The sequence below is a fragment of the Vibrio sp. 03_296 genome, from assembly GCF_002265885.1.
Genome location: NZ_NPKW01000505.1, coordinates 1 through 750 on the forward strand (window position 1 = coordinate 1; position 750 = coordinate 750).

Below are 750 nucleotides of genomic sequence, written 5' to 3' on the forward strand. Positions count from 1 at the left end.
ATGGAGTAGCACAATGGATATTCAAACATTCCCAGCCAGTAAAATTGCCTATATTCGTGTCACTGGTGAGTACGGCAAAAACTACGAACCAGCCACACAAAAGTTATATCAATGGGCAGGACCGCGTGGTTTGGCGGGCAACACCTGTATTTTCATTKATCATGATAACCCTGAGATTACCCCTGCGGGCAAATGTCGAACGGACATCTGCTTGACTCAACTGTGAAAGGCAGGAGGAAATGGCGAGATCGAAATCAAAGACTTTCCTGGCGGCGAGTATGCGTTCATCCGTAAAACTATTACCGATAACGCGCAATATGCCACCGCGTGGGACGAGTTGATGGCACGGCTTGTCGAGCGTGGCTTGGAGTCGGATGAGCGTCCTTGCTTTGAGTTGTATCATTCCTATGATCCGCAGACCCAGCATGCGGATGTCAGTTTCTGCACTGCCGTCACAGCCTAGATCGAAAGTGGGTGAGCGACTGCTCACCCATGCTCACAAACAAAACGTATTAATGTCAGATAATTCAATAAAAATAAGACGAATAAAACAAACTTAATACCATCTCTTTATTTTTAATTTATTGAAAATTATATCCATTTGTTTTTACTAAACAAAAAACCAAAAAAGATAAAATGACAAACGTTTTATTAACAAAAACACCATTGACAGCCTTATTTTCTATCACCATARTACGCGCCGTTTACCCAAAATTTGGGTCTATAATGACTATTCTATTGTATCGTGGA

Annotated in this window: 1 pseudogene; it reads left to right on the forward strand. The window is 42.0% G+C overall.

What is annotated here, in order from left to right:
* Positions 1 to 463, forward strand: a pseudogene (locus tag CIK04_RS25760) (GyrI-like domain-containing protein); the annotation flags it as partial.
* Positions 464 to 750: the final 287 nt, after the last annotated feature.